General features: G+C 70.8%; 21 protein-coding genes. 2 read left to right on the top strand and 19 right to left on the bottom strand.

Features of this window, described 5'->3' with window-relative positions:
- Positions 1 to 18: 18 nt before the first annotated feature.
- From QF030_RS26820 to QF030_RS26805, 4 genes are all read right to left on the bottom strand, one after another.
- Positions 19 to 1,341 (bottom strand): PhoH family protein, encoded by a 1,323-nt coding sequence (locus QF030_RS26820; RefSeq protein WP_307165162.1) that lies wholly within the window; start codon positions 1,339 to 1,341, stop codon positions 19 to 21.
- 347 nt (positions 1,342 to 1,688) lie between these two features.
- Positions 1,689 to 2,462 (bottom strand): isoprenyl transferase, encoded by a 774-nt coding sequence (locus tag QF030_RS26815; RefSeq protein WP_307165161.1) that lies wholly within the window; start codon positions 2,460 to 2,462, stop codon positions 1,689 to 1,691.
- Positions 2,463 to 3,080: 618 nt separating this feature from the next.
- Positions 3,081 to 3,908, bottom strand: coding sequence for a class I SAM-dependent methyltransferase (locus tag QF030_RS26810; RefSeq protein ID WP_307165160.1), 828 nt, complete (start codon positions 3,906 to 3,908; stop codon positions 3,081 to 3,083).
- Between the two features lie 53 nt (positions 3,909 to 3,961).
- A complete protein-coding gene (locus QF030_RS26805) occupies positions 3,962 to 4,522 on the bottom strand; it encodes a dihydrofolate reductase family protein (protein WP_307165159.1) in 561 nt (186 codons plus the stop codon).
- 90 nt (positions 4,523 to 4,612) lie between these two features.
- On the opposite strand from QF030_RS26805, the gene QF030_RS26800 reads away from it, so the two are divergent.
- Entirely contained in the window at positions 4,613 to 5,023 is a 411-nt protein-coding gene (locus tag QF030_RS26800) for a DUF192 domain-containing protein (RefSeq protein WP_307165158.1), read from the top strand.
- On the opposite strand, the gene QF030_RS26795 is transcribed toward QF030_RS26800, so the two are convergent.
- The 14 genes from QF030_RS26795 to QF030_RS26730 all read right to left on the bottom strand — a co-directional run bounded on the left by QF030_RS26795 (position 4,998) and on the right by QF030_RS26730 (position 16,613).
- The gene (locus QF030_RS26795; protein ID WP_307165157.1) at positions 4,998 to 5,615 is read right to left on the bottom strand and encodes an OmpA family protein; all 618 of its coding nucleotides are present in this window, start codon (positions 5,613 to 5,615) and stop codon (positions 4,998 to 5,000) included. The genes QF030_RS26800 and QF030_RS26795 overlap by 26 nt on opposite strands.
- 7 nt (positions 5,616 to 5,622) lie before the next feature.
- Entirely contained in the window at positions 5,623 to 6,204 is a 582-nt protein-coding gene (locus QF030_RS26790) for a hypothetical protein (RefSeq protein ID WP_307165156.1), read from the bottom strand.
- 34 nt (positions 6,205 to 6,238) lie between these two features.
- The gene (locus tag QF030_RS26785) at positions 6,239 to 6,898 is read right to left on the bottom strand and encodes a pilus assembly protein TadG-related protein (protein WP_307167710.1); all 660 of its coding nucleotides are present in this window, start codon (positions 6,896 to 6,898) and stop codon (positions 6,239 to 6,241) included.
- Positions 6,895 to 7,131 (bottom strand): Flp family type IVb pilin, encoded by a 237-nt coding sequence (locus QF030_RS26780; RefSeq protein ID WP_307165155.1) that lies wholly within the window; start codon positions 7,129 to 7,131, stop codon positions 6,895 to 6,897. Before QF030_RS26780 ends, QF030_RS26785 begins: the two co-directional genes overlap by 4 nt.
- A gap of 120 nt (positions 7,132 to 7,251) precedes the next feature.
- Positions 7,252 to 8,043: a response regulator gene (locus tag QF030_RS26775; RefSeq protein ID WP_307165154.1), complete on the bottom strand. Its 792-nt coding sequence runs from the start codon at positions 8,041 to 8,043 to the stop codon at positions 7,252 to 7,254.
- A complete protein-coding gene (locus QF030_RS26770) occupies positions 8,043 to 9,641 on the bottom strand; it encodes a sensor histidine kinase (RefSeq protein WP_307165153.1) in 1,599 nt (532 codons plus the stop codon). The genes QF030_RS26775 and QF030_RS26770 overlap by 1 nt, the downstream gene beginning before the upstream one ends.
- 9 nt (positions 9,642 to 9,650) lie before the next feature.
- Entirely contained in the window at positions 9,651 to 10,538 is an 888-nt protein-coding gene (locus QF030_RS26765; RefSeq protein ID WP_307165152.1) for a DUF5936 domain-containing protein, read from the bottom strand.
- 19 nt (positions 10,539 to 10,557) lie between these two features.
- Positions 10,558 to 11,502: a type II secretion system F family protein gene (locus QF030_RS26760; protein ID WP_307167709.1), complete on the bottom strand. Its 945-nt coding sequence runs from the start codon at positions 11,500 to 11,502 to the stop codon at positions 10,558 to 10,560.
- A 5-nt stretch (positions 11,503 to 11,507) separates the two neighbouring features.
- Complete coding sequence (locus QF030_RS26755; RefSeq protein ID WP_307165151.1) at positions 11,508 to 12,845, bottom strand: CpaF family protein; 1,338 nt, start codon at positions 12,843 to 12,845, stop codon at positions 11,508 to 11,510.
- 16 nt (positions 12,846 to 12,861) lie between these two features.
- Positions 12,862 to 13,251, bottom strand: coding sequence for a TadE/TadG family type IV pilus assembly protein (locus QF030_RS26750; protein ID WP_307165150.1), 390 nt, complete (start codon positions 13,249 to 13,251; stop codon positions 12,862 to 12,864).
- A gap of 1 nt (position 13,252) precedes the next feature.
- Positions 13,253 to 13,636 (bottom strand): TadE/TadG family type IV pilus assembly protein, encoded by a 384-nt coding sequence (locus QF030_RS26745; RefSeq protein WP_307165149.1) that lies wholly within the window; start codon positions 13,634 to 13,636, stop codon positions 13,253 to 13,255.
- Positions 13,637 to 13,641: 5 nt separating this feature from the next.
- Complete coding sequence (locus tag QF030_RS26740) at positions 13,642 to 14,898, bottom strand: AAA family ATPase (RefSeq protein ID WP_307165148.1); 1,257 nt, start codon at positions 14,896 to 14,898, stop codon at positions 13,642 to 13,644.
- Positions 14,899 to 14,911: 13 nt separating this feature from the next.
- Positions 14,912 to 15,619: a Flp pilus assembly protein CpaB gene (cpaB, locus tag QF030_RS26735; protein WP_307165147.1), complete on the bottom strand. Its 708-nt coding sequence runs from the start codon at positions 15,617 to 15,619 to the stop codon at positions 14,912 to 14,914.
- Between the two features lie 70 nt (positions 15,620 to 15,689).
- Positions 15,690 to 16,613 carry a hypothetical protein gene (locus tag QF030_RS26730; protein ID WP_373428809.1) on the bottom strand — a complete coding sequence of 308 codons (924 nt, stop codon included), beginning with the start codon at positions 16,611 to 16,613 and terminating at the stop codon, positions 15,690 to 15,692.
- A gap of 250 nt (positions 16,614 to 16,863) precedes the next feature.
- Between QF030_RS26730 and QF030_RS26725 the strand changes: the two genes are divergently transcribed.
- The gene (locus QF030_RS26725; protein ID WP_307165146.1) at positions 16,864 to 18,561 is read left to right on the top strand and encodes a chitinase; all 1,698 of its coding nucleotides are present in this window, start codon (positions 16,864 to 16,866) and stop codon (positions 18,559 to 18,561) included.
- 143 nt (positions 18,562 to 18,704) lie between these two features.
- On the opposite strand, the gene QF030_RS26720 is transcribed toward QF030_RS26725, so the two are convergent.
- Positions 18,705 to 19,109, bottom strand: a complete 405-nt coding sequence (locus tag QF030_RS26720; protein WP_307165145.1) for a hypothetical protein — start codon at positions 19,107 to 19,109, stop codon at positions 18,705 to 18,707.
- Positions 19,110 to 19,166: the final 57 nt, after the last annotated feature.

Raw genomic sequence — 19,166 nt, 5'->3', positions numbered from 1 at the left:
TCGATCGGGGCAGGTCATTCAGATGTGCCCATCCTCCAGCATTTCGGTCACAAGTGCTGCGATCTGGGACCTCTCGGACCGGTTCAGCGTGACGTGCGCGAAAAGCGGATGCCCCTTCAGTTTCTCGACGACGGCGACCACGCCGTCATAACGCCCGACCCGCAGATTGTCCCTTTGCGCCACATCGTGGGTCAGAACGACCCGGGAATTCGCGCCGATTCGGGACAGAACGGTGAGAAGGACATTCCGTTCGAGCGACTGCGCCTCGTCGACGATCACGAACGCGTCGTGGAGGGAGCGGCCCCGGATATGGGTCAGGGGCAGGACCTCCAGCATCCCTCGCGCGGTGACCTCCTCGATGACCTCGCGGCTGGTGACCGCGGACAGCGTGTCGAACACCGCCTGGGCCCAGGGGCCCATCTTGTCGGCCTCGGAACCGGGCAGATAGCCCAACTCCTGACCGCCCACCGCGTACAGCGGCCGGAAGACCATCACCTTCTTGTGCTGACGGCGCTCCAGGACCGCCTCGAGACCCGCGCAGAGCGCGAGCGCGGACTTGCCGGTGCCGGCCCGGCCGCCCATCGACAGGATCCCGACGTCCGGGTCGAGCAGCAGATCGAGCGCGATGCGCTGCTCGGCGCTGCGGCCCTTGATGCCGAAGGCCTCGCGGTCTCCGCGCACCAGGCGGACGTCGCCGTCGGCGGTGACCCTTCCCAGGGCCTTGCCCCGCTCCGACTGGATGGTCAGACCGGTGTGCACCGGAAGGTCGGCTGCCTCGGGCACATGGATGTGCCCCTCCTCGAAGAGGATGTCCACCTGCTCGCCGGACAGGGTCAGTTCGGACATCCCGGTCCAGCCGGAGCCCGTGATGGCGAGCTCGGCGCGGTACTCCTCCGCGAGGAGGCCGACCGACGACGCCTTGATCCTGAGCGGGAGGTCCTTCGACACGACCGTGACGTCGAAACCCTCGGCCTGGAGATTGCGGGCGACCGCGAGGATGCGGGAGTCGTTGTCACCCAGGCGGTAGCCGGAAGGCAGCACGCTGGGGTCCGAGTGGTTGAGCTCGACACGGACGGTACCGCCGAGTTCCCCGATCGGGATGGGGGCGTCGAGGCGACCGAACTTCACCCGGTAGTCGTCCAGCAGGCGCAGCGCCTGCCGGGCGAAGTAGCCGAGCTCCGGATGGTGCCGCTTGGCCTCCAGTTCCGTGACCACGACGATGGGGAGCACTACCTCGTGCTCGTCGAAGCGGGTCAGGGCGTTCGGGTCGGCCAGCAGGACGCTGGTGTCGAGAACATAGGTGCGCCGGTCTGGCATACGGCGCTTTGTGCTGGTCACCACGGAAGGACGTACCCCCTCGGATGAGGTCGGGGAGCGACGGAGTGGAGCTGGACCGGTTTCCGGCCGCTTCGCACGGGCCGAGAACCGGCCCCCCGCTGCTTCTTCCGTGCCGTGACCGCACGGTCGGGCTGGTGCAAAAGGGCCTCCCGGGCGGACGGCCCCGTGCCGCCCGCTGAGATCCGACACCCGTGGTTCGGGCGTCGACCTGCTTGGCTTATGCCCTCGAACGGGCGCCGCCATGCCACGGCCTATGACGGCGCACCGGTGAACTCCTCGTTACTTCCGCCCCTGGCGGGGTACACGGGACGCCCTTCGAGGGCGTCCGCCGCGTTCCGCCGAGTGGTTTCTCAGCCGCCGTAACGGCGGTGGCGGGCCGCGTAGTCGCGCAGGGCGCGCAGAAAGTCGACCTTGCGGAAGGCCGGCCAGAAGACCTCGCAGAAGTAGTACTCCGCGTGGGCCGTCTGCCACAGCATGAATCCGGACAACCGCTGCTCGCCGCTGGTACGGATCACCAGGTCGGGGTCGGGCTGGGCGCCGGTGTAGAGGTGGCGGCCGATCAGGTCGACGCTGACGGAGTCGGCGAGGTCCTCCATCGAGGTGCCCCGGTCCGCCGCGTCCACGATCATCGAGCGCACGGCGTCGGCGATCTCCTGACGGCCGCCGTAGCCGATGGCCACATTGACCAGTATCCCGTCGACGTGGGAGGTGGACTCCTCGGCGACCTTCAACGCGGTCTGCACATCGGAGGGGAGGATGTCGGGGGTGCCGACGTGGTGGACGCGCCAGCGGCCGTCTGCGGCGAGGGTGCGCACGACGTCCTCGATGATGCCGAGGAGCGGGACGAGTTCGTCTTCGGGGCGGTCGAAGTTGTCCGTCGACAGCAACCAGAGGGTGACGACCTCGACGTCCGTCTCGGTGCACCAGCCGAGGAACTCCTCGATCTTCTCCGCACCGGCGCGGTGTCCGTGCTCGGTGGTGGAACCCGAGGCCTTCGCCCAGCGTCGGTTGCCGTCCATGATGACGCCGATGTGCTTCGGCACCTGAGCGTGGTCCAGGTGACCTTCCACCCGGCGTGCGTACAGCCTGACCAGAAGGCCGCGCAGCTTGTCGCGCAGGTTCACGTGATTGTCAGCCCCTCCGTACGGTGCGGTCCCCGCGGGGCGCAGCCTACCCCCGCGGGGCCTGGGGTGTTGACGGGGGTGGGAGGGCCGGCCCTCGCACGGGCGACTGTGCCGGGGCAAAAAAACGGGCCGGTCCGTGGGGGGGAGACGGACCGGCCCGAGGGGGGGTTTCCACCATAACCCTTCGTAAGTGATGCTGCGTGCATCGGCGCGCCACAACTACTCTCCGGAGTCGGGCGGCGACGCGGCGGTGGTCGCGGAATGCGTGGTTCATGGGTGGGTCATGGCCGGAACACAACTGATTCCCAGGGGAATGGTCCCGATCACCGAGGAAAGCTGAGGTTCTGGAGCACTTTGAGGCTCCGGCGGCCACTCGCCCGGCTGTCCCTCCGACGGGCTACCCCGGCCGCGAACGTCCACTTGACGCGGCCGTCACCGCGCAGCCCCCTCCACTGCGCGGTGACGTCCACGCAGCTTTGCGCACGCGAATTGCCTAGGGGAGAACTTACGCGAGGTCGGCAGGGGCTATGAACCGACCGCGATAACGATGTGGAAACCCCGTGGACACGACGTCCGGGGTCCGGGGGAGGCGGAGGACCGTTCCTGGCCAATCCCGCGCTACGGGCGACGCGCCTCGAAGAGGTGGCGGGTGCTGTGCGCGACGAAGGGGCCGTCGGCGCTGATCCGCTCGTGCAGGGCGCGGAGTTGGGGCCGGTAGGCCTCCACCGTGAAGCCCGGGACCATCCACACCACCTTGCGCAGGAAGTGGACCACGGCGGCGATGTCGTGGAACTCGACACGGAGCCGCTCCGTCCGCAGGCCGACGACCTCGAGCCCCGCCGCCTCCGCCCCGGCGCGCTCGCGCTCGGGATGCCGGACGCCGCTGACGCCCTCCGGCTGCGGCCCGAGGAAGTACTCGACGAGCTCGAAGACACTGCGCGGGCCGACGTGCTGGGCGAAGTAGCTGCCGCCGGGCCTGAGCACCCGGGCGATCTCGTCCCAGAGGGGCCGCACCGGGTGCCTGCTGGCGACCAGGTCGAAGGTGGCGTCCGCGAAGGGCAGCGGGGCGTCCTCCGGGGACGCGACGACCGCGATGCCCCGCGGGCGCAACAGGGCGGTGGCCTTGGCGACGTTGGCGGGCCAGCCCTCGGTCGCGACGGTGAGCACGGGGGCCTTGGGGGCTGCCCGGCCGAGCGCGAAGTCCAGGACCTCCCCTCCCCCGGTCTGCACGTCGAGCGCGGCGCCCGCGCCCGCCAGCCGTCCGGCCAGCGACATCGCGTACCCCCAGGAGGGCCGTGCCTCGGTGGCCCGCCCCTCGAACCAGGAGAAGTCCCACCCCTCGGTGGGGACGGCGGCCCCTTCGGCGAGGAGGGCCTCGAAGACGGGGTCCGCGTGGTCGCTGCCGTGACCGGTGTCCCGGCCCTTGCCGTCGCCCTTGTCGTCCATACGGGGATGGTGGCAGAGGGGCCGCTGGGGTGCCTCCGGTTTTCGGCGGCCCGTCACACGTAGCGCAGCAGCACGACCCCGTTGCCGAAGCGGTGGGTCCCGGTCAGGCGGAGTGTGGTCGGAGTGCTCACGTCGGTGTGCGGGAACAGGGGTTTGCCGCGGCCGACGAGTACCGGGTGGACGTAGACGCGGAACTCGTCGACGAGGTCGTGGCGGAGGAACGCGGCGATGAGGTCGGCGCCGCTGAGCCCCAGGTCGCCGCCCGCCTGCTCCTTGAGCAGCGCGACCTCCTCGGGGACGACCTCCCGGACGATCGTGGTGTTCCAGTCGGCGTGTTCCAGCGTCCGCGAGTAGACGATCTTGGGGATCTCGCGCCAGATCGCGGCGAACTCGGCCAGCGTAGCGGGGACGTCCGGATCGGCGTCGGCGGTCGGCCAGTACGCGGCCATGAGCTCGTACGTGGTCCGGCCGCTGAGCAGGGCGCCCAGCTCTCCGACCATGTCATTGAAGTGCTGGTGCAGTTCGTCGTCGACCTGGTGCCAGGAGATGTCGCGGTCCGGGCCCTCGATGTATCCGTCGAGGGACACCGACATGATCACGACGATCTTCCTCATACGACGGTCCCCTCTTCGTGTCCCGGCTCGCTACGGTGCGAAGGATCCAGAGGGTGAAGAGGGTAGTGACACGACCGAGGGGAGACGGGGATGGCGCGCTGGCGGGACGGGTGGGGAGAACTCGTGGTGGGCGAGGGCGGAGGCGGGGACCGGGAGGGGGCCGCGAACGAGGGCGGCCTTCGGGTGCCCCTGGAGATCGCCGCCTCCTACCGGGCCCGTACCCGGGGGCTGCTCGGCCGGGACTCGGTGGACGGGGCGATGCTGCTGTCGCCCGCCGGCAGCGTGCACACCTTTCGTATGCGCATGCCGATCGACGTCGCGTATCTGGACCGGCGGCTCCGCGTGATCGCCGTCCGCACCATGCGGCCGGGGCGGCTGGGCCTGCCCCGGCTGCGGTCCCGGCATGTGCTGGAGGCGGCGGCCGGCGCGATGGAAGGGTGGGGTCTGCGGGCGGGGGTGCGGGTGGAGGTGACGGTCAGCCCGCCGTACGCGGGAACGTGACCTCCACCCGGCGGTTCTTCTTGCGGCCGGCCTCGGTGGAGTTGTCGGAGATGGGGTACTGCTCGCCGTAGCCGCGGACCTCGAAGGTGATGTCCGGGTCGTTCAGCTCGCCCGCGAGTTCGGCCTGCACGGCGTCCGCCCGCTGCTTCGACAGGACGTCGCCGTGAGCGGAGGAGCCCAGGTTGTCCGTGAAGCCGAAGACCCGGACGACCGTGGGGTTGTTCTGCTTCCTGATCTCCGCGGCGATCGTGCCGATACGGGCCTTCGCCGCCGCGCCGAGCTTCGCGCTGTCCTTGCCGAAGAGGACCTCGGCCTGGAGCGCGAACGTCACGTCCGCGTTGGTGTCCTCCCGGCGTTCGTCACCCGACTCGTCCTCGACGACCTGCTTGATGTCGAGCACCTTGGGCTCGGCCAGGGTGCCGCCATCGGGCAGCTTGAGGTCGGGGTCGTTGGGGTCGACCTCGACGGGCGCGGTGGCGGTGGGTTCGGTGCCGGGGGGAACGCTGGGGGTGGTGTCGGCCTGGGCGGCAGGCACCGTACCGATCATCACGAGGGTGGCCGCGGCCACCACCAGAGTGAGACGTGGGGTCATGATCGCCTCACCCGGAGATCTTGATGACCCCGCTGGGGAACAGCGGGAGTTGGAAGGACACGTCCGTCGAGCTCGCGGGGGGAGCGGGGAACTGGAGGAAGACGTCGATGGACTCCCCGGCCTTGATCGTCGAGAACCCTGTCGTCGTCAGGGGGCGGCCTTCGGTGTCGCGGAGGACGTAGTAGCGCTTCTTGCTCTTGGAGTCGACGAGAGTCGCACCGCCGAGGGATCGTCCGTTGTTCATGATCTCGGTCTCGTTGCCGCTCAGAGCGGACGGGATCGTGACCAACGTGCCGCTGTCGTTCTTGAGTGAGCCGTTCACAGTGACGAAGCCGCCGGAGTCGCGCACGGCCGAGGTGATCTGGAGCAGGAGCCCGCTCGGGCCCTTCAGCTCGGCGATCGGTTCCTCCGACTGCCCCTCCTGCGGGTTCGGCTCCGATCCACCGGTTCGCGAGGCGGATGAGGAGCTCTGAGGCTTCTTGTCGCCCTCGCCTCCGCCGCCGCAGGCGGCCGAGGCGACTGCCAGACCGGTCACGACCGCGAGCGCGACCATCCCCCTGCGGGCCTTAGCAGTGAACCGCATGCTCATCACTCCGCTTCTTTCTGCACTCGTCGATCGCACGTCAGTCGGTGGCCAGGTGGACGTCGAAGAGATCCTCGGGCCCCGGCAGATCGGTGAGATCGTCCGGGTCCAGCTCCCAGTTCTTCCCGTCCTCGCAGGTGAGCTTCGGCAGCACGTCGTCCTCGGCATCCTCGCCCGGCGGCCCCGACGGCTCGCCGGACGGTTCACCGGAGGGTTCGCCCGACGGCTGAACCGGCGGCTCGAACGTGCACAGGGAATCGACCACGGCGGTGGCGAAGGCGTGTGCCCTCGTGGTGCTCGTCACGGGTATCACGGAGTCCCCCGCCGACTTGTTCGCCTGGACCTCGACTGTGGTCCGCAGGCCGTCCCGACAGGCGCCCACACTGGCGTCGTTCTGCGCCGCAAGCTCATAGGCGCGCCAGCACGCGGGAGCCAATCCCACCTCTCCCTCGAAGATGTCCTGCCACTGCGTGGGGTCGAGGACGGCGTCGACCCACTTGCCCGCGAGCTGGTCTCTCGTCTCCTGCGCCGCCGCCAGCGCCGCCGCGTCGGCCGCCGTCTGCGCGCCGTTGCGGTTCACCGCCGCCTGTCCGACCGCGAAGTACGCGAACGCGAGAAAGAGCAGGCCCGCCACCACCACGAGGTAGATGGGGAAGACCTGCCCTGCGTCGCCGTACGTGCGCCTGCGCGGTCGTGTCAGGGGGCCACCTTGCCAATCTGGGTCGTGAGCTTGTCGACGATCGTCTGGCCCAGGTTCGTGTTGGCGATCAGGACCACGATCGCCACCACCACCGCGATGATGCCCAGGTACTCGACGGCGGTCTGTCCCCTGTCGTTGTCGGCGCGGCGCCGTACGGCCCGCACCGTCGTGTTCGTCCAGCCGCTCACCCGGACCCCGGCCGCGACGACGGTCTTCAGCAGCAGGTCGCTCATGGCGTTCCTCTCCATCGGTGGCGTGACCCGCAACGTAAGACCGGGTGTCCGCCTCGGAGAAGGGTCCGTGGGCCCAATCCCGGGCCCATTCTGACCTCGGGCGCGATGTCCGGTCGACCCTCATGAGGTCACCGCCGTGCCCAGCCACTTGGCCGCGGCCTCGGAGCGGCTGGTGCTGTGCAGCTTGGCGAAGATGCGGTTGATGTGGTTCTTGACCGTCTTCTCGCTGATGAAGCAGGTGGCGGCGATCTGCTGGTTGTTCATGCCCGACGCGATGAGGTCCATGATCTCCGCCTCCCTCGCGCTGAGTTGGAACCTCGCCCTGACTACCGACGACGACTGTCTCACGGTTGGTTGCAACTGCGAAAGCGCTTCCGTGGAAGTCGCAGAAAGTAAGGGGTATGGGTCCGCTTTTGCGTGTGCAGTCGCATCGTCTCGCAGGTGCGCCAGCACCGCTGTCGCCGCCGTGGGGGTGAAGTGGGCCCGGCCCCGGGTGACGTCCCGCACCGCCGACGCCAGCTCCTCGACGGTGAACTCGCCGTGGACGAGGTAGCCCCCGGCCCCACCGCGCAGCGCCTCCTGGACGATCTCGGCCTCGTGGCTGTACGTCAGCATCACGACCCGGGCGATCCGCGCCAGGTGCGGAAGGGCCGAGAGGCCGTCCACGCCGGGCATGCGGACGTCCAGGAGGACCACGTCGGGGCGGTGCCGACGGGTGGCCTCGTAGGCCTCGCGGCCGTCCGCCGCCTGTGCGACGACCGTGATGTCCTCCCGGCCGGAGAGCAGGGCGGTCAGGCCCGCGCGGACCACCGGGTTGTCGTCGGCCACGACCACGCGTACGGGGCACGGCCTGGGCGGGGGCGGGAACAGCGGCTGCTCGGCGCCGGGACGGTGGGGCGGTCGGTCCGGCATCAGACGACCTCCTCTGAGAGCGCGGCCACTGGGATGTCCAGACGCACCTCGGTGCCCCGGCAGTCGTGGCCGTGGCCGATGCGGATGCGGGCGCCGACGGAGGCGGCCCGCTCGGTCATCCCGACCAGCCCGAAGTGGCCGGTGCGGCGCAGCTGTTCCAGGGTGGCTCCGGGCGGGAGGCCACGGCCGTCGTCGCACACGCTCAGGGTGAGGAGCTCGCCGTTCACGGCCGCTCGCACCTCCACATGCGTGGGGGCCGCGTGACGGTGGGCGTTCTCCATGGCCTCGGAGGTGATCGTGAGGAGCTGTCGGGCCACGGCGGGCGGGACGGGGAGCGTCGCCCGGTCGCCGGAGGCGTGGTAGCTGACCGGCAGACCCGTCCGGTCCCCGAACTCGTGCGCGTGGGCAGCCAGTTCGGGCAGGAGGTCGACGTCCTGCGCCGGGTCCGACTCCCGGCGGAGGTCGGTGAGGAGTTCGCGGGACTCGGCGGCGGCGCGGCGCGCGGCCCTGGCGACCAGTTCGGCGTGCTGCCGCACGATGACCGGGTCCATCCCCGGCGACCCCGCCGAATGGGCCAGGGCGTCGGCGGCGAGAGCCACCCCGTGCAGCGTCTTGGCCACGGAGTCGTGCATCTCACGGGCCAGTCGGGCGCGTTCGGCCGCGACCGCCTCGGTGCCGGCCAGGCGGGCCTTGACGGTGGTCAGGGCGTGGGTGGCCGCGCCGAAACGGAGCATGAGCTGGCGCAGTGACGAGCCCATCGCGCCGGTGATGACGCAGAGGCCCGGCAGCAGCAGTCTCTCGGCGAGGCCGACGCCGGGCTCTTGCACGAGGGTCGCGTGGACCAGCAGCAGGATCAGCGACTGGAGGGAGGCGAAACAGGCGGCGCCCCGCCAGCCGTAGACGATGCCGGCCAGCAGCGGGGTGCAGACGCTGACGTAGGCGAGCGTGGTGTCCGGCCCCGCCGAGATCAGCAGCAGGGTGCCGAACAGGGTGTCCACGGCCAGCAGGGACGGGTGGCGCAGGAGAAGGGGACCGAAGCGCTCCCAGTCGCGGAAGAGGACGTAGGACCCCATGAAGGTGACGACCACGGAAGCGCCCACCAGGCGGGTGCCCAGGCCGGGGGCGGCGTTGAGGAGGGCCGCGGGGGCGGCGAGCGCGATCATGGCCAGTCGGAAGCCGAACACCTGGCGGCACATCGCCTGCAGCGCGTTGACCTGAAGCGGGACGTTCTCCTGTATCGACACCGAGGTGACGGTCCCGACCGGCCCGGTCTTCTCCGGTGCCGAGTCCACCGGCGCCGCGCCCTCCCGTGCCGTGTTCTCCGGTGCCGCGCTCCACCGCCCAGTGCCCTCCCGCGCCGCGCCCTCCTGTGCAGTGCTCTCCCGTGTCACGGTCGCCGCTGCCGCACCGTCCCGTGCCGCACCGTCCCGTGCCGCACCGTCCGGTGCCGCACTCCCCGGCGCCGCGCCCTCCCGGGCCGCGCTCGGCGCGGTCGTGTTTCTCGGCTGACTCGGGCGGCGGCGCTTCAGTACCGCGCCGCGCACCCTCGCCGTCGCGGTCGCCCGCGCGCTCGTCGCCGCCGTCGTCATGGCCGTCATCCCGTCCGCCTACTCGCCCGTGATCGAGCTGAAGTCCGTGCCGGAGCCGAGCAGCATCCCGGCGCCGAGAAGGAGCATCGTCGCCGGGACCATGAACGTGGTGATCATCAGCGTGGCCTTGGGGACCGCCCGGGCCGCCTTGCGCCGGGCGTTCTGCGCGTCCGTCCGGCGCATGTCCTTGGCGATCGAGACGAGCGTGTCGACGATCGGCGCGCCGAGCTCCTCGCCCTGCTGGAGCGCCGTGACGAACATGGCGACCTGCTCGGAGTCGTTGCGGCGGCGCAGCTCCTGGAAGGCCTCGCGGCGGCTCACGCCGAGGTCCATCTGACGCAGCGTGATGCGGATCTCGTCCGCCCACGGGCCCTCGTAACGGGACGCCACCCGGTCGAGGGCCTGCCGGAAGCCGAGCCCCGCGCTCACCACGACGGCGAGGACGTCGAGGAAGTCCGGCAGGGTCCGTTCGATGGCGTCCTTGCGGACCCGGATCGCGGACCAGATGCCGACCTCGGACCAGAACACGCCGAAGGCGAGCATGAGCAGCGCGACGAAGAAACTGCCCTGGAGCAGGGCGGCGAACGCGCCGAGGGCGCCGATCCCGCCGTAGACCGCACGCCGGGCGGCGAAGCGGTCGATCGTCAGGCCGCCCGGGTTGCCCGCGAGGTCTATCCTGCGCCGGTACCGGGTGACCTGCTTGGGGCCCATCAGACGCAGGACGGCGGGGGCGTACCGCATGCCCATGCGGTCGACGAGCGAGCCGACGACGCCGGTACGTGTCGAGCCGACCTCCAGGGCCAGCGCGAGGTCGCTGGGCAGCTTCACGTCGGCCCGGTACATGCGGATGCCGGCGAACATGCCCCAGACGCTGAGGCCCACGGCGAGTGCGAGCAGCAGTTCCATCCCCTGCGTCACCTCCTGCTCAGACGTCGATTCGGGACATACGGCGGATGAGGACGAAGCCGATCGCGTAGAGGCCGAACGCGATGATCACGCAGGCCTGGCCGACGGCCGAGCCCGTCATGCGGTCCAGCGTTCCGGCCTCGACGCTGTTCATCAGGAACAACGCCCCGACCCCCAGGATCGGCACCGCGTAGGACGTCATGTTGACCTGCGACAGCTGGGTCCTGACCTCGCGCCGGGTCTCCTTGCGTTCCTCCAGCGTCTCCGTCAGGTTCCGCAGGGCGCCGACGACCTGGCCGCCGGCCCGGTTGGAGAGGACCAGGGTGGTGACGAGGACGACCAGTTCACGGGAGGGGAGCCGGTCGGCGAGTTCACCCAGGGCGTCGTCCATCGAGTGGCCCACGGCCAACTGGTTGGCCACCTTGCCGAGTTCCTCGCCGGCCGGCGCCTCCAGCTCCTCCGCCGCCATGCCGATCGCGGTGCGCAGCGCCAGCCCCGCATGGGTGGCGTTGGCCAGGATGCGGGCCAGTTCGGGGAGCTGGTTGATGAACTTCTCGATGCGTTTCTGACGTTGCCAGTTGAGGAACTGCCAGGCGGCCCAGACGCCGAGGAGTCCGGCGATCGGGCCGAAGAAGGGGGCCAGGGTGGCCTGCCCGGCCAGCCACAGGCCGGCCACCGCCGCCACCATGTAGACGAGGAACTCGCCGGGGGTCACGTCCAGGCCGGTCGCCGCCAGTTTCAGCTCCAGCCTGCGGCCCGTCTCCGTACGGCGCAGCCGGCGGTCCAGGGTGCGGAAGCGGCGTCGGCGGCCGGTGCCGGGGAGCCGGCCGGTGGAGGAGAGGCGTTCCACCAGTTCCGCCCGCCGGTCCCGGCCTCGCACGTACGCGTGCAGTCCCGCGACGGCCAGGCCGCAGGTCAGGAGGGTGCCGCCGGTGGTGAGCGTGATCAGGGTCTCGAGGTCCATCAGCGTCACCGGGCTTCCCTTGTCGTCAGTTCGTGTGCCGCGCGCGCCACGCCGAAGGCCTGCGGGATCGGCTGGCTCGCCATGTACAGGCGGTCCGCGGTGCGGCGCGGGAGGGGGAAGTACTCGAAGGCGCCGTGGACGCGGCCGTCGGCGGCCATCGGCCGGGCGTTGAAGCGGGCGATCGTCGCCAGCCGGTAGGGCTCTCCGCCGTGGCTGTCGAGCACGGCTATCTCGGTGATGCGGCGGGCGCCGTCGGCGAAGCGGGTGAGCTGGACGACGACGTCCACCGCGCTGTTGATCTGGTCGTGCAGCGCGACGAAGGGGATCTCGACGTCCGACATCGACGCGAGGGTCTGGAGACGCATCAGGGCGTCCTCCGCGCTGTTGGCGTGGACCGTGGCGAGGGAGCCGTCGTGGCCGGTCGACATCGCCTGGAGCATGTCGAGCGACTCGCCGCCCCGGACCTCGCCGACCACGATCCGGTCCGGGCGCATCCGCAGGGAGTTGCGGACCAGGTCACGGATGGTGATGCGGCCGTTGCCCTCGACGTTCGGGGGCCGGGACTCCAGGCGGATCACATGCGACTGCTGGAGCTGGAGTTCCGCCGAGTCCTCGATGGTGATGATGCGTTCGCCGTCCGGGATCAGGCCCGAGAGCGCGTTCAGCAACGTCGTCTTGCCGGTGCCCGTCGCACCGGAGACGATCACGTTGAACTTGGCCTGTACGAGACCGGCCAGCAGGTACAGCATCTGCTCGTCCAGCGAGCCGAAGCCGATCAGTTCGTGGAGCGTGAAGGACCGCGGGAAGCGGCGGATGGTGAGGGTGGGGCCGGTCAGCGACAGCGGAGGGATGATGACGTTGACCCGTTCGCCCGACGGCAACCGCGCGTCGACCATGGGGTTCGTCTCGTCGACGCGGCGGTTGACGGTGGAGACGATGCGTTCGATCGTCTGCATCAGCTGGTCGTTCGAGGCGAAGCGGAGGGGGAGTTGTTCGACCCTGCCGCCCCGTTCGACGAAGATCGCGTCGGGGCCGTTGACCATGATCTCGGTGATCGACGCGTCCTCCAGGAGGGGCTCCAGGATGCCCAGGCCCAGTGCCTCGTCGACCACCCGGCGGATCAGCTGTGAGCGTTCCACCGTCGACAGGACCGGGCCCTCGCGGCTGATGATGTGCCCCAGCACCCGCTCCAGCCGCGCCCGGCGCTCGGCGGCCGCCAGCGAGCTCATCTCGGCGAGGTCGATCTCCTCCAGCAGCTTGGCGCGGTAGGAGGTCACCAGGTGGCCGTCCTCGCCCCGGCCGCCGTTCTCCTCGGGGGATGTGATGCGTGCCCGCAGGCTCATGTCGGATGCCCTTCCCTCAGTGGTCGACCGGCATGGTGGCCGTCTTGTGGGCCTGGCCGAAGTCCCCGATGCCGGGGATGACGGACGGGATGGTGACGGTGGAGGTGACCCGCACCTCGTCGCCCAGACCGGCCGCGCTGCAACTCACGTCCAGCCAACTGCTGACGGCCTGCGCGCAGTCGGCGCCGTAGTCCTCGTCGAGGGACGCGCTGCGGGCCCCGGTGCGGGCCGCCGTACCCGCCTGCTGTGCCGCGTAGGCGATCAGGCCGAGCTGCACGGCTCCCAGCGCGACCAGCAGCAGGAGGGGCAGGAACCCCAGGTACTCCAGGGCCACTTGGCCCCGGTCGCGGGAGTGCGCGCCTGTTCCCGTCGCTGTTCGCCCGCGGGGGCGGCGTCGGTACGCCATCTCAGTCGCCGTCCTCTTCCTCGACGGCGCCCGCGTGACCGCGCACCGTGAACGGGAAGTCGATGGTGCCGGGGAAGAGCACCGGCACCTTGAGGGAGACGTCCGCCGTGACATAACCGCTGCCGCCGCAATCGACCACGGCGTTCCCCTTCCACGCGTCCCCGAGCTCCCTCAGGCCCGCCTCCCGGCACGCCTCGAGCCGCTCCCCCGGAGGGGCCGCCGTCCCCGCCCGCACGGCCTCGTCGGCAGCATGCCCCGCGAGCGTGAACGTGTACCCCACGAGGACGAACTGCCACACCACCACCAAGGTCACGATGATCAGCGGTGTCATGCCGAGGAACTCGATGGTGACCTGGCCCCGGTCGCGCGCCCGATGTCCCCACATGCCGTTCACTCCCTCCGCCGCCGGAACCCGGCCGCGCCCCGGTCCCCGCCGCGCGCCCGGCCGCCGGCCCTGCGCACGAGGGCGGTCTCCGGGGCCTTGACCAGCCCCAGTTCCGCCGCGAGCGCCCAGAGGGCCTGCCGGACGGTGCCCTTGCCGTCGAGGGCGTGCACCCGGCCGGCGTCGACCGCGGCCTGCAGTTCCCGGAAGTTGGCGGGGATCGTGGTCACGGCGATCCCCGTGCCGGTGATCTTCTGGATGAGCTGGGGCTGGATCTCCGTGGCGCGGGTGTGGCGGTTGACGACGACGGTCGTCTCCTCGGCCTTGCGGATCTGGAGCCGGTCCCACATGCGTACGGTGCGTTTGGCGCCGCGGACGGCGACGACGTCGGGGGTGGTGACGAGCAGCGCCCGTTCGGCCAGTTCGACGGCGGCCGCGCCCGCGCCGCTCAGCTGGGCGCCGCAGTCGACGACGACGACCTCGTAGCGGGAGCGCAGGGCGCCGAGGATCTGGCGGGCTGCGCGGTCGGTGACCTCCTCGCCGCGTTCGCCCTCGGCCGGGGCGAGCAGGAGTGCGACGCCGGTGTCGTGCCGGAAGACGGCCTCGGCGAGGATGCGGGGCGAGATGTCGGTGATGGCGGCCAGGTCGACGACCGAGCGGCGGAACTGGACGTCCAGGTAGGAGGCGACGTCTCCGGACTGGAGGTCGAGGTCGACGAGCGCGGTGGGGCGACCGGACGCCTGGGCGGCGAGGGCGAGCTGGACGGCCGTGAGCGTGGCGCCCACGCCCCCCTTGGCGCCGCTGACCGTGACGACGGTGCCGCCGACGCCGGTGAACACGTCGGCCCCGTGGCCCAGATGGCGCCGTACGCCGACCGCCCACTGGGCGACGGCGTGCACGCGGCTCGCGAGGTCCTCGTAGCTCAGCGGGAGGGTGACCAGGCCGCGGGCGCCGGAGTCCATGGCGGCGGCGAAGAGACCGGGGCCGACGTCGGTGGTGACCAGGATGACGCCGACCGCCGGGAAGCGCAGGGCGACCTCCCGGACCAGCTCCAGGGCCGGCACGGGGCCGATGCGTTCGTGGACGACGACGACCTCGGGCAGTTCGTCGACCGACTCGGCGGCGAGCCGGGCGAGGGTGTCCACGAGCTGGGTGGAGTCGGACACCGGGGCGACCGGTTCGGCGTCCGGGAGCTGGCTGAGCAGGGTGGTGAGGGAACGGACCGCGTCCGCGTCGCCGACGGCCGGGAGGATCCTCGTGGGCATGGGCGGCGGCCTCTCACTTGTCCGTGACGAGTTCGTAGGTGCGGTCCTGGTCGGGGACCGTGGTGTCGCCGCCGGGCGCGACGAGGGCGAGGCGGACGCGCTTGGCGAAGGACTCGGCGTAGGTGATGCGCTGGGCGTCGAGGGTGGACAGCGCGAAGGTGATGGGGACCGCGTCGGTGGGCGACTGGCTGCGGTTGCCCTCGTCCGGCTTCAGAGCGGTCAGCTCCCCCACGTCGAGGACCCGGGCGTTCGTCACGATGATCTTCGACTGGTCGGGGTCGCTCTCGCGGGCGCCCTCGAAGGTGGCGTAGACGTTGACGGACGACCCCGGGGTGATCTTGCCGGCGACTCCGGTGGCCGCGTCGATCATGATGGCGACCTCCTGCTGGCCCGGCTGCAGGGCGGGCTGGTCGACGATCATGTCGCTCTGGAGCAGGGAGCCCTTCTTCAGCGTCGTCACGGCGATCTTGCCGCGGATGGCGGCGAGGTCGGTGACCGCGTTCTCCGACAGCCAGCGCTCCGGCATCTCGATCCTCTTGAACTGGCCCGCGTTCAGGGTGGTGTAGGGCGCCACGTCGGAGCGCAGTTCGTACGCCGTGACCTCGGGGCCGACCTTGGACTTCACGTCGTCGATGACGGAGAGGACGCCGGCGAACGCGCCGAGGGCGCACAGGACCGACAGGAGCAGGAGAATCACGCCGCGGCGCTGACGGGAGTTCATGAACCGTGCAACCTCGTTGGGGGTCGGGTCGAGCGGACGGGAACGGGCGCTCAGGTCGAGCTGGTTCGGTCTAGCCGATTCGGTGCGACTGGTTCGGTCGGGCTGGTTCGGTCCGGTTGGTTCGGTCGCCCGCGGTGAGCGCGCGGGCGGCGGGGCGGGCGGTGAGGTCGGAGGCGGGCGGCGGGGTCGCGGAGCAGAAGACGCAGCGGTCGCCGATGACGTCGATGCCGCACCAGTGGCAGACGCCCTGCCGGACGGAGGTGACCAGCTGGTAGAGGACCGACAGGTCGGGCAGGTAGGCGCAGAACTCGATCGCCTTGCCGGTGCCCCACCAGTCGGCGGACTCGGCGGGCAGGTGCGTCTCGCGCAGTCCCTGGACACTCCAGGCGGGGGCGAGGACCTCGGTGACCCAGTCGGACTGCAACGGCCCGCGGGCGACGAGCAGCCAGGTGCCGAACTCCGGTCCGGGCAGCACCGTCTCGGGGGTGGCCTTGACCAGTTCCGGCTGCGGGTGGGCGAGCACACCGAACTGACTACCCGGAACCCATGACCTGGCATGCGACTTCAGGCCGACCACGGGGACCCGGTCGAGGCGGGCGACCGAGCCGAGCAGCGCGCCCGCGTGGAGGTAGTGGGTGAGCAGCCGGCCCGCGGAGGCGAGGACGCCGGGGCCGAGGTCGCAGGAGGCCAGCTGACGCAGCTGGCGGGCGAGGACGGCCACGGCGAGCGGCGGGAGGTCGGGGCGGAAGAGCGCGATGCGATCGCTCTCCAGGAGGGAGCGGATGGTGTGCAGCCGCTGCTCGACGGCGGCGGGCACGGACCGCGAGTACACGACGACCACGTGTCCGTACTGGTCGACGAGGGCCTGGACGTCGGCGAGGGCACGGTCCAGCGGCAGTCGGTCCAGGTCGGCGAGGACGGTGGCGGGCAGGGTGCGTTCGTCCTGCGGCGGCAGCGCCATGTCGGCTCCGGTCACGGCAATGGCTGTTGGCACGCGCAGCTCCCCGATTCCCGCGGTCCGGCCCACCGGCGTTACTCCGGTGCACCGGGGTGACTTCATTGCGTGACTACCTCAGCACTGTATCCACGCCTCTGTGGCCGGAGAACAGCTTTCCCTGGCTGCCAAGCAACTCTTCTTCGCGCAAGTACCGTCAAACCGGGGCAGGTTACGCATGCGCGGCCTCCACCGGCCCTCCACGGCCGGACCTCTTGACAACAGAATTGGTCTGGACCAACTTACTGTCATGTCCCCACAGAAACGAACGACACGACTCGGGTCGGGAGCCGCGGGCGTCCTCGCCGCCGCCCTCGCCCTGTCCATGACGGGCGCGGCTCAGGCGTCCGCCGCGGACCTGAACAACGCCAGGAACGCCGGCTTCGAGTCCGGCCTGGCCAACTGGACCTGTTCGGCGGGCAGCGGTACGACCGTCTCCTCGCCGGTGCACGCCGGCGCGGCCGCGCTGAAGGCGACCCCGGCCGGGCAGGACAACGCCCGCTGCGCCCAGACGGTGGCCGTGAAGCCCAACGCGACGTACACGCTGAGCGCGTGGGTCCAGGGCGGCTACACCTACCTGGGCGTGACCGGCACCGGCACGACGGACGTCTCGACCTGGACGCCCGACTCGACGGCGTGGAAGCAGCTGTCGACGAGCTTCACCACCGGCGCGTCGACCACCTCGGTGACGGTGTACACGCACGGCTGGTACGGCCAGGCGGCGTACTACGCGGACGACGTGTCGGTGTACGGCCCCGACGGCGGCGGAGGCGGCGACCCGGCCCCGACGGTGCCCGGCGCGCCCGCCGGCCTGGCCGTGTCGGGCACGACCTCGTCGTCCGTGTCCCTCGCCTGGAACGCGGTCTCCGGCGCGACCGGCTACTCCGTCTACCGCGGCGGTACGAAGGTCACGGCGGTGACGGGGACTTCGGCGACCGTGACCGGCCTCGCGGCCGCGACGTCGTACACCTTCCAGGTGACGGCGACCAACGCGGCGGGCGAGTCGGTGAAGTCGACGGCGGTCACCGGCACGACGACCACGGGCGGCACCGGCGGCGGGACCGTGCCCAAGCACGCCGTGACCGGCTACTGGCAGAACTTCAACAACGGTGCGACCGTCCAGAAGATCTCGGCCGTCTCCTCGCAGTACGACATCATCGCCGTGGCCTTCGCGGACGCGACGACGACGCCGGGCGCCGTGATCTTCAACCTGGACTCGGCGGGCCTCGGCGGCTACACGGTCGACCAGTTCAAGGCGGACATCAAGGCGAAGCAGGCGGCCGGCAAGAAGGTCATCGTCTCGGTGGGCGGCCAGAACGGCACCGTCTCGGTGAGCGACCCGACCTCCGCGGCGAACTTCGCGAACTCGGTGTACGCGCTGATGCAGACGTACGGCTTCGACGGCGTCGACATCGACCTGGAGAACGGCCTGAACGCGACGTACATGTCACAGGCGCTGCGGTCGCTGTCGTCGAAGGCGGGGTCCGGCCTGGTCCTGACGATGGCCCCGCAGACGATCGACATGCAGTCGACGTCGAACGGCTACTTCCAGACGGCGCTGAACGTGAAGGACATCCTCACCGTCGTCAACATGCAGTACTACAACAGCGGTTCGATGCTCGGCTGTGACGGCAAGGTCTACAGCCAGGGGTCGGTCGACTTCCTGACGGCGCTGGCCTGCATCCAGCTGGAGGGCGGCCTCGACCCGTCCCAGGTGGGTCTGGGCCTGCCGGCCTCGACGAGCGGCGCGGGCAGCGGTTACGTGTCGCCGACGGTGGTCAACAACGCCCTGGACTGCCTGACCAAGGGCACCGGCTGCGGCTCCTTCAAGCCGTCGAAGACCTATCCCGGCCTGCGGGGCGCGATGACGTGGTCGACGAACTGGGACGCGTCGGCGGGCAACGCGTGGTCGGCGGCCGTGGGTCCGCACGTGCACGCACTGCCGTAGCGGCGGGTCCGTGCGCGGTCACCGGCATCGGGTGGCCGGGTGACGGGCGAGAGGTGACCGGGTGACCGGCCGCAGGTGACGAAGGCGGAGGGTGTCGCTCCACGGGACGACCGTGGAGCGGCACCCTCCCCGCGCGTCCGCCCTCAGTGCCCCGGCGGCCGGTAGTGGCCCAGCACCCAGGCCAGTTGCGCGAACCAGCCCCGCAACCGTTCCCTCGGCTTCGCCGTCACCACGCACTCGTAGACCCGGCCGTCAACGTGGACCACGGCGACCATGAGTGCCTTGCCGTCGGGGCTCGCCCTGTAGTGGACGCTGCGGATCTCCGGCCAGGGGAACTCGACCGTGATGTCGTACATCTCGAAGGCGACGCCCACCGCGTCCACGACGACCGAGTTGCGCTTGTCGACCGCGAGGAACTCCGGACCCGCCGGCGGCGGCGCCTGCGGGGCGTACTGCTGCGGGTACCGGGGGGCGTACTGCGGCGGAGGCGGGCCGAAACCCGGCGGCGGGGACTGCGGTGGCGGGGTCGGCCGCGGCTGGTCTGTCACAACGGAAAAGTACCCCCGTGATCCTGTGCGGCCACTTTCGGTCTCCTCTGAAACATT

This window comes from Streptomyces rishiriensis (genome assembly GCF_030815485.1).
In the GTDB taxonomy this organism is placed as follows: domain Bacteria; phylum Actinomycetota; class Actinomycetes; order Streptomycetales; family Streptomycetaceae; genus Streptomyces; species Streptomyces rishiriensis_A.
The sequence above is the reverse complement of the archived record's forward strand: the minus strand, read 5'-3'. Positions and strand labels throughout refer to the sequence as shown.

Excerpts from the sequence above, each read along its gene's own strand:
- QF030_RS26810 (WP_307165160.1), bottom strand. The coding sequence starts at position 3,908 with ATGGACGACAAGGGCGACGGCAAGGGCCGGGACACCGGTCACGGCAGC.
- QF030_RS26805 (WP_307165159.1), bottom strand. The coding sequence starts at position 4,522 with ATGAGGAAGATCGTCGTGATCATGTCGGTGTCCCTCGACGGATACATC.
- QF030_RS26800 (WP_307165158.1), top strand. The coding sequence starts at position 4,613 with ATGGCGCGCTGGCGGGACGGGTGGGGAGAACTCGTGGTGGGCGAGGGC.
- QF030_RS26795 (WP_307165157.1), bottom strand. The coding sequence starts at position 5,615 with ATGACCCCACGTCTCACTCTGGTGGTGGCCGCGGCCACCCTCGTGATG.
- QF030_RS26790 (WP_307165156.1), bottom strand. The coding sequence starts at position 6,204 with ATGAGCATGCGGTTCACTGCTAAGGCCCGCAGGGGGATGGTCGCGCTC.
- QF030_RS26780 (WP_307165155.1), bottom strand. The coding sequence starts at position 7,131 with ATGAGCGACCTGCTGCTGAAGACCGTCGTCGCGGCCGGGGTCCGGGTG.
- QF030_RS26775 (WP_307165154.1), bottom strand. The coding sequence starts at position 8,043 with ATGCCGGACCGACCGCCCCACCGTCCCGGCGCCGAGCAGCCGCTGTTC.
- QF030_RS26770 (WP_307165153.1), bottom strand. The coding sequence starts at position 9,641 with ATGACGGCCATGACGACGGCGGCGACGAGCGCGCGGGCGACCGCGACG.
- QF030_RS26765 (WP_307165152.1), bottom strand. The coding sequence starts at position 10,538 with ATGGAACTGCTGCTCGCACTCGCCGTGGGCCTCAGCGTCTGGGGCATG.
- QF030_RS26760 (WP_307167709.1), bottom strand. The coding sequence starts at position 11,502 with ATGGACCTCGAGACCCTGATCACGCTCACCACCGGCGGCACCCTCCTG.
- QF030_RS26755 (WP_307165151.1), bottom strand. The coding sequence starts at position 12,845 with ATGAGCCTGCGGGCACGCATCACATCCCCCGAGGAGAACGGCGGCCGG.
- QF030_RS26750 (WP_307165150.1), bottom strand. The coding sequence starts at position 13,251 with ATGGCGTACCGACGCCGCCCCCGCGGGCGAACAGCGACGGGAACAGGC.
- QF030_RS26745 (WP_307165149.1), bottom strand. The coding sequence starts at position 13,636 with ATGTGGGGACATCGGGCGCGCGACCGGGGCCAGGTCACCATCGAGTTC.
- QF030_RS26740 (WP_307165148.1), bottom strand. The coding sequence starts at position 14,898 with ATGCCCACGAGGATCCTCCCGGCCGTCGGCGACGCGGACGCGGTCCGT.
- cpaB (WP_307165147.1), bottom strand. The coding sequence starts at position 15,619 with ATGAACTCCCGTCAGCGCCGCGGCGTGATTCTCCTGCTCCTGTCGGTC.
- QF030_RS26725 (WP_307165146.1), top strand. The coding sequence starts at position 16,864 with ATGTCCCCACAGAAACGAACGACACGACTCGGGTCGGGAGCCGCGGGC.